Annotated in this window: 8 protein-coding genes; 6 read left to right on the plus strand and 2 right to left on the minus strand. The window is 66.7% G+C overall.

Going from position 1 to position 6,272, the window contains the following annotated elements; genetic code table 11:
• Positions 1 to 5 precede the first annotated feature (5 nt).
• Positions 6 to 404: a hypothetical protein gene (locus QX126_RS33045; RefSeq protein ID WP_315786754.1), complete on the plus strand. Its 399-nt coding sequence runs from the start codon at positions 6 to 8 to the stop codon at positions 402 to 404.
• Positions 405 to 529: 125 nt separating this feature from the next.
• A complete protein-coding gene (locus QX126_RS33050; protein WP_315786773.1) occupies positions 530 to 1,147 on the plus strand; it encodes a class I SAM-dependent methyltransferase in 618 nt (205 codons plus the stop codon).
• Between the two features lie 26 nt (positions 1,148 to 1,173).
• Here QX126_RS33050 and QX126_RS33055 read toward each other — a convergent pair whose 3' ends face one another.
• Both QX126_RS33055 and QX126_RS33060 read right to left on the minus strand, forming a co-directional pair.
• Positions 1,174 to 1,830, minus strand: a complete 657-nt coding sequence (locus QX126_RS33055; RefSeq protein WP_315786756.1) for an SET domain-containing protein — start codon at positions 1,828 to 1,830, stop codon at positions 1,174 to 1,176.
• A 139-nt stretch (positions 1,831 to 1,969) separates the two neighbouring features.
• The gene (locus tag QX126_RS33060) at positions 1,970 to 2,704 is read right to left on the minus strand and encodes a TetR/AcrR family transcriptional regulator (protein ID WP_315739921.1); all 735 of its coding nucleotides are present in this window, start codon (positions 2,702 to 2,704) and stop codon (positions 1,970 to 1,972) included.
• A 109-nt stretch (positions 2,705 to 2,813) separates the two neighbouring features.
• Between QX126_RS33060 and QX126_RS33065 the strand changes: the two genes are divergently transcribed.
• From QX126_RS33065 to QX126_RS33080, 4 genes are all read left to right on the plus strand, one after another.
• Complete coding sequence (locus QX126_RS33065) at positions 2,814 to 4,241, plus strand: carotenoid oxygenase family protein (RefSeq protein ID WP_315786759.1); 1,428 nt, start codon at positions 2,814 to 2,816, stop codon at positions 4,239 to 4,241.
• Positions 4,242 to 4,357: 116 nt separating this feature from the next.
• Positions 4,358 to 4,942, plus strand: a complete 585-nt coding sequence (locus QX126_RS33070; protein WP_315770669.1) for a hypothetical protein — start codon at positions 4,358 to 4,360, stop codon at positions 4,940 to 4,942.
• Positions 4,943 to 4,967: 25 nt separating this feature from the next.
• Complete coding sequence (locus tag QX126_RS33075) at positions 4,968 to 5,519, plus strand: septation protein IspZ (RefSeq protein WP_315739924.1); 552 nt, start codon at positions 4,968 to 4,970, stop codon at positions 5,517 to 5,519.
• Between the two features lie 112 nt (positions 5,520 to 5,631).
• On the plus strand, positions 5,632 to 5,928 hold the full coding sequence (locus QX126_RS33080) for a hypothetical protein (RefSeq protein ID WP_315739925.1): 297 nt from the start codon (positions 5,632 to 5,634) through the stop codon (positions 5,926 to 5,928).
• Positions 5,929 to 6,272 lie beyond the last annotated feature (344 nt).

Consider the following 6,272-nt stretch of genomic DNA (forward strand, 5'->3'; position numbering starts at 1 on the left):
CCGACATGATCACCTCGTCCGCCCTGCTCCGCCGCGCCCTGCTCGCCGATGCCGCCTTCAGCGGCATTGCCGGGCTCGCGCTCACATTCGGCGCCTCGCCGCTGGCGGCGCTGCTGCAACTGCCCGACGCGCTGCTGCGCGAGACCGGTCTGTTCCTGATCGTCTACGCGGCCTTCGTCGGCTGGCTGGGCGCGCGGCCGATGGCGCCAAGGCCGCTGATCCTTCTGGTCATCGCCGGCAATGCGGCGTGGACGGTCGGCAGCATCGCGCTCCTGTTCTCGGGCCTCGTCACCCCGAACGCGCTCGGCGAGATCTTCGTCGCGGCCCAGGCGGTGGGCACCGGCGTCTTCGCCGAGCTGCAATATATCGGCTTGCGCCGCAGTTCCGGCACCGTAGCGGCGTGACGCCGATCGGTAATGAGCGCCGGCCATCGTGCTCGCGCGGGCCGGCGCTCCCGCCCCAACCGAGATTGGGCATGCGCGGCGAATGCACCTTCGGCATAATCGGCGACCGACAGGAGATCGCAGCGATGCAGCCGCAGGTGAGAGGAACGGAAGGCTACGCCGCTGAAGCCGACAGTCTCTTCGTGCGGTACGAGAGCATCCCGTCGGAACAGGTTCATGCCGCCGTGCTTCATCTGCTGCCGAATACGCCCGCACGCGTGCTCGACATTGGAGCGGGCACGGGGCGCGACGCCGCGTGGTTTGCAGGCCTCGGACATCAGGTGGTTGCCGTCGAGCCGACCGATGCGCTGCGCGTCGGCGCCATGCGGCTGCATGCCTCGCCTGCGATCACCTGGATCGACGACAGCCTTCCGGAGCTCGCCACACTGGCCGCTCGTGGCGAGCAGTTCGACCTCGTCATGCTGACCGCCGTCCTGATGCATCTCGATGAGGAGCAGCGGCGACGCGCGCTTCCCAACATCGCGGCGCGGATTGCTCCCGGCGGAATGCTGATCATGACGTTGCGGCATGGTCCGGTGCCGCCGGGCCGCCGGATGTTCGACATCGCGGCCGAGACGATCGTTGAGCCGGCGCGGCAGCTCGGGCTGACGCTCCAGCTCAACCGGCATGGCGAGTCGCTCGGCGCGGAGAACCGGGCTTCCGGCGTCACCTGGACGACGCTGGCCTTCGGCAAGCCGTCCTGAGAGATCCCGGAAACGAGCTGATCGGCTCAGGCCGCCTTGGCGCGGCTGGTCAGGGTCTTCGCCGGGGTGGATCTGGTCTTGCCGCGATTGCCGGCAGCCGGGCGCCGGGTCTTGGCCTTGCCGCGAGCAGCCTCGCCGCCCGATTTGGCTCTGGCCTTGGGCCGCTGCTTGGCCTTGTCCTTGACGGGCTTCTCGACCTTTTTCTTCGCCTTCTTCTCGGCCTTCGCCTTCACCCGCGTCCGCTCGGCACGCGCCTCGGCCTTCTGCTTCGCCCGCTTCTTCTCGCAGGCGTCGCATTTGCAGCCGATCGGCTTCAGATAGGCTTTGAAGTAGTCGGTGCCGTAGTCGTAGTTGATCTCCTCGCCGGGCTCGATGTTCTTGATGGCCCGGATGAAGATCTTCTTCTTGCGCGGCTTGACGTCGGACTCGGCGTTCGGCTTGCAGGAATGATTGATGTAGCGGGCGACGTTCTCACGGACCGAGCCGTCGATGGTCCAGCGCTTGTCGAGCTCGAACAGATATTTGTTCTCGATCGCGTCCTCGTCCGCCTTCTTCGAATCCAGCAGCGGACCGAAATAGCGGACGATCTTGGTGCCCTTCTTGATCGGCTGGGTTGCGAACAGGCCGAGCCCCGTCTTGGAGCGGCCGATGCGATAGGGTTTGGTCGGCGGGATGACAGGCATGATCGATGAGAAGAGATGAACCTCGCGAGGCCGCCGTTCTAGGATAATTTGGCGACGCTGTCAGGTGTTTCCGGCCGCCGTTTCGAGCCGTCCCCAGTTTGCGCGGGCCGCGAGCCGCTTTCTCTCGCATTCCTGGTCCTCATCCCGCGACTTGCGCGCCAGGCGGCAGCTTCGGCACGGTGGCCTTCAGCATCGCCTCGAGCAGCGATTCGGCGTTGGTGCCAGCAGGCGAGCGGCGCAGGATGTCGGCGAGACGGCCGTCGAGCAGCAGCATCGTGTAGCCGTGCACCAGCGACCAGGCGCGCGCGATCGCGGCGGCCTGATCGAGCGACAGCTCCTCGTTGCCGACCTGGCCTTCGCTGCGTGCGGCCACCGAGCCCGCCAGCCCGGCGAACGAGGCCTCGGCCGCCTCGTGCAGCGACGGCCGCGAATAGTCGAGCCGCTCGGTGCGGAACATCAGCCCGTACATGCCGGGATTGGCCTGCGCATAGGCGACATAGGCGCGGGCGCGCGCCATCGCGCGCTCGATCGGCGTGCCCGGCTGCTCGCCCGCCGCCTTCATCGCGGCGTTGAAGCGCGTGAAGCCGATCGCGGCGAGCTCGCTGACGAGGCCGGTGAGATCCTTGAAATGATGCGTCGGCGCCGCATGCGACACGCCGGCCTCGCGCGCCACTGCGCGCAAGGTGAGTCCGGCGAGCCCGTCGCGCTCCAGCACGCGCTCGGCCGCCTCCAGCAGCGCATCACGCAGCGCGCCGTGATGATAGGGCGTCGCCGCCTCGCCCGCTGTGCCGGCCGCCCGCCGCACCCGCGCCCGTGCCGCCGATGTCGCGATGCGTCGAGGCTGCGCCCGGACTTTTTCAGTCTTGCTCGTCATGAGCTTCCTTATACAAGCAATTTTGACAGCGTAAAGATTTGGCTTGACCCCGCCATGTTCGCCCGCTAGCTTTATCTTTACAACGTAAAGATAAAGTGGAGGAACGACCATGAGCGACGCTACGCCGACGACCGCCCGGCAGACTCGGAAGGAGCGCAGCAATCTCGCGCCGATCCCGTTCGAATGCGACGCGCCGTTCCTCGCAATCACCGGCGAGCTGCCGCGTGAGCTGAACGGCACGTTCTATCGCAATGGCCCCAACCCGCAATTCGCTTCGCCCGGCTCGCACTGGTTCGTCGGCGACGGCATGCTGCACGCCTTCCATCTCGAGAACGGCCGCGCGTCCTATCGCAACCGCTGGATCCGCACGCCGAAATTCGAGGCCGAGCGCAAGGCCGGCCACGCCCTGTTCGGCGGCTTCGGCCGCCGGCTGGCGGACGCGCCCGCCGACGTCACTGATGGCGGCGTCGCCAACACCAACATCATCGCCCATGCCGGCCGCCTGCTCGCGCTCGAGGAGGCGCATCTGCCGACCGCGATCGAGCCGGGCACGCTCGCCACCCGCGGCTACCACGATTTCGGCGGCCGCCTGCGCGGCGCCTTCACCGCGCATCCGAAGACCGATCCGGTCACCGGCGAATTGCTGTTCTTCGGCTACAACGCCGCCGGTCCGCTGACGCCGGCGCTGTCCTACGGCACGGTCGATGCTGCCGGCAAGCTGACGCGCATCGATCGTTTCGAGGCGCCCTATGCCAGCATGGTGCACGACTTCATCGTCACGGCCAACCACGTGCTGTTTCCAATCCTGCCGCTCACCGGCAGCATCGAGCGCGCAATGTCCGGCAAGCCGCCTTATGCCTGGGAGCCCGACAAGGGCGCCTATGTCGGTGTGATGAAGCGCAGCGGCGACATCAAGGACATCGTCTGGTTTCGCGGTGACGCCTGCTACGTCTTCCACATCATGAACGCCTGGGAGGACGGCAGCCGCATCGTCGCCGACGTCATGCAGTTCGAGGAAGCGCCGCTGTTTCCGCATCCCGACGGGCGCCCGACCGATCCGGCAAAGTCGGTCGCGCGGCTGTGCCGCTGGAGCTTCGACCTCGCCGGCAGCACCGACCGCTTCACGCAAACCTATCTCGACGACCTCACCGGCGAATTTCCCCGCATCGACGACCGCCGCGCCGGGCTCAAGAGCCGTCACGGCTGGTACGCCTGCGCCAATCCGGATGGGCCGCTGTTCGGCGCGCTGTCCGGGCTCGCCCGTGTCGACGGCGCCGGCACGCGCCAGGCGACCCACCTGCTGCCCGCCGGCGACACCCTGTCCGAGCCGGTGTTCGTGCCGCGCAGCCTCGATGCCGCCGAGGGCGACGGCTGGCTGCTGACCGTGGTCTGGCGCGCCGGCTCCAACACCAGCGACCTCGCCGTCTTCAACGCCACCGACATCGGCGGCGGTCCCGTCGCCCTGGTGCATCTCGGACACCGCGTGCCCGATGGCTTCCACGGCAATTGGGTCGGCAGCGAAAATCCAAACCATTGATTAACCTGTATTAATTCGCGATCTCACGAAATTTTGACACTGTCAAGATTTGCTTGACGCGGCGCCGTCCGCGCCCTATCAATCTTGGCGGTGTAAAGATTGGCCAGACCAACGCCATGACGATCTTCCTTATCCTTGCGCCCTACGGCGTCTACGCTGCGCTGATGATGGTGGTCTCGGCCACGCTCAGCCTGGCCGTAGCCACGGTGATGTGCCTGGCCGTGATTGCGCTCGACGTCGCCAAGGGACGTTCGATCAAGATCCTCGGCCTGGGCTCGACGATCGTGTTCGCAAGCGTAGCCGCCTACCTCAGCCTCATCGACCCGACGCTGAGCGCCTCGGCGGTGCGCCTCGCGGTCGACTGCGGCATTTTCGCGCTGTCGCTCGGCTCGATGCTGCTGCGCACTCCGTTCACGCTGCAATATGCGCTCGAGGCGGTCCCGCCGGAAACCGTGGCGATTCCCGGCTTTCTGCGCGCCAATTACGTCATCACCGGCGCCTGGACGCTGTCGGCGCTGCTGATGATGGTCGGCAACCTGATGACGCTCTACGTCCCCGGCCTGCCCTATTGGACCGGCCTCGCCATCGCCTTTGCCGCACGCAACAGTGCACTTTATTTCACGCGCTGGTATCCTGAGTATCGTAAGACGAAAGACATCGCCGCACCGACTGCGGCCGCAATGTCCGGCCAGGATTCGTGACGGGGTGTGCCCCAGGGAGACGTGCGTGAAGGACGTGTTTGCCAAACTGACGGCCGACTTCCTGTCGGCTGCGGTCTTCTTCATCCTGTATATCGCTACCGATAACGTCGTGCTGGCCACGGCCGCCGCGGTCGCCGTCGCGGTGGTCCAGGTGGTCTACGCCCGCGTCAGGGGTGTGAGCCTCAGCTTCATGGCCTATGCCAGCGTCGGCCTCGTCATCGTGCTCGGCGGCGTCACGCTGCTGACCAACGACCCGCGCTTCATGTTCGCCAAGCCTGCGATCGGCCATTTCGCCATCGGCCTCATCATGCTCAAGCGCGGCTGGATGCTGCGCTACGTTCCGCCGATCGTGGCGGAGACCATTCCGGAATACGTCAACGTCGCCGGCTTCGCCTGGGCGGCGCTGATGTTCGCGCTTGGTCTCGGCACCATCGCGGTCGCCATGACCGGCGACATCAAGCTGTGGGTGCTCTACATCACCGTGGTCGCGGGCGGCGCCAAGGTCGCGGCTTTTGCACTGCAGTTCGTCGCCTTCCGCTTCGTGGTCGCCAACCGCTTGCGGGCCGCGCGCGCGTGACGCAACCGATCGCCGTATTGGGCTTATCAGCAAAGATGCGCTATAGGGGCGCCCCGAGGCTTCCTCGAACAGTGCTTCGGGGTGCGGGATGGCAACGCCAGGAGAACGATCGATGGCTGTGGACGGCAACTGGAATCTGACCTTGAATACGCCGATGGGCGAGCGCAGCGCGACGCTGAGCGTGAAGAGCTCGGGCGCGACGCTGACGGGGACCCAGGCCGCGGAGGGCGATTCCGCCGAGATCTTCGACGGCACCGTCAACGGCGACGACGTCGCCTGGAAGGTCTCCATCACCAGCCCGATGCCGCTGACGCTCGACTTCAAGGGCAAGGTCGCCGGCGACACCATCTCCGGCGAGATGGGCATCGGCTTCATGGGCAGCTTCCCGTTCACCGGCGCGCGGGCCTGATCACCGTTCTGAAGGGTGGGCAAAGGCACGCCACGCCGGCCGCCGCTTCGTGGCGGCCCCACGCGCGCCGTGCCCACCATTAGCTCCGCAGTGCGCCAATCGACGGTGGGCACGCACCCCGCCCCGCGGGCGGACGCTTTGCCCACCCTACGGCAGCGTTTGTCCGGCTCGTTCCGCTTCACATCTCAAACAGCCCGGACACGCGAACGCAGCCTCGCAGCGAACATCGCCCGAGGGATGCACCGACATGTCCCTCTTCAAAATGCAGAGGGCGCAGGGAAGGCCAGGCGTCGGCTGACGCCTGCGGCCCGCCTGCGAGAAAAAATGCAGGCGGCAGGTACCAC

Source organism: Bradyrhizobium sp. SZCCHNPS1003, assembly GCF_032381555.1.
Lineage (GTDB): Bacteria > Pseudomonadota > Alphaproteobacteria > Rhizobiales > Xanthobacteraceae > Bradyrhizobium.

Coding starts and splice junctions, on each gene's coding strand:
- QX126_RS33045 (WP_315786754.1), top strand. CDS start 6: ATGATCACCTCGTCCGCCCTGCTCCGCCGCGCCCTGCTCGCCGATGCC.
- QX126_RS33050 (WP_315786773.1), top strand. CDS start 530: ATGCAGCCGCAGGTGAGAGGAACGGAAGGCTACGCCGCTGAAGCCGAC.
- QX126_RS33055 (WP_315786756.1), bottom strand. CDS start 1,830: ATGCCTGTCATCCCGCCGACCAAACCCTATCGCATCGGCCGCTCCAAG.
- QX126_RS33060 (WP_315739921.1), bottom strand. CDS start 2,704: ATGACGAGCAAGACTGAAAAAGTCCGGGCGCAGCCTCGACGCATCGCG.
- QX126_RS33065 (WP_315786759.1), top strand. CDS start 2,814: ATGAGCGACGCTACGCCGACGACCGCCCGGCAGACTCGGAAGGAGCGC.
- QX126_RS33070 (WP_315770669.1), top strand. CDS start 4,358: ATGACGATCTTCCTTATCCTTGCGCCCTACGGCGTCTACGCTGCGCTG.
- QX126_RS33080 (WP_315739925.1), top strand. CDS start 5,632: ATGGCTGTGGACGGCAACTGGAATCTGACCTTGAATACGCCGATGGGC.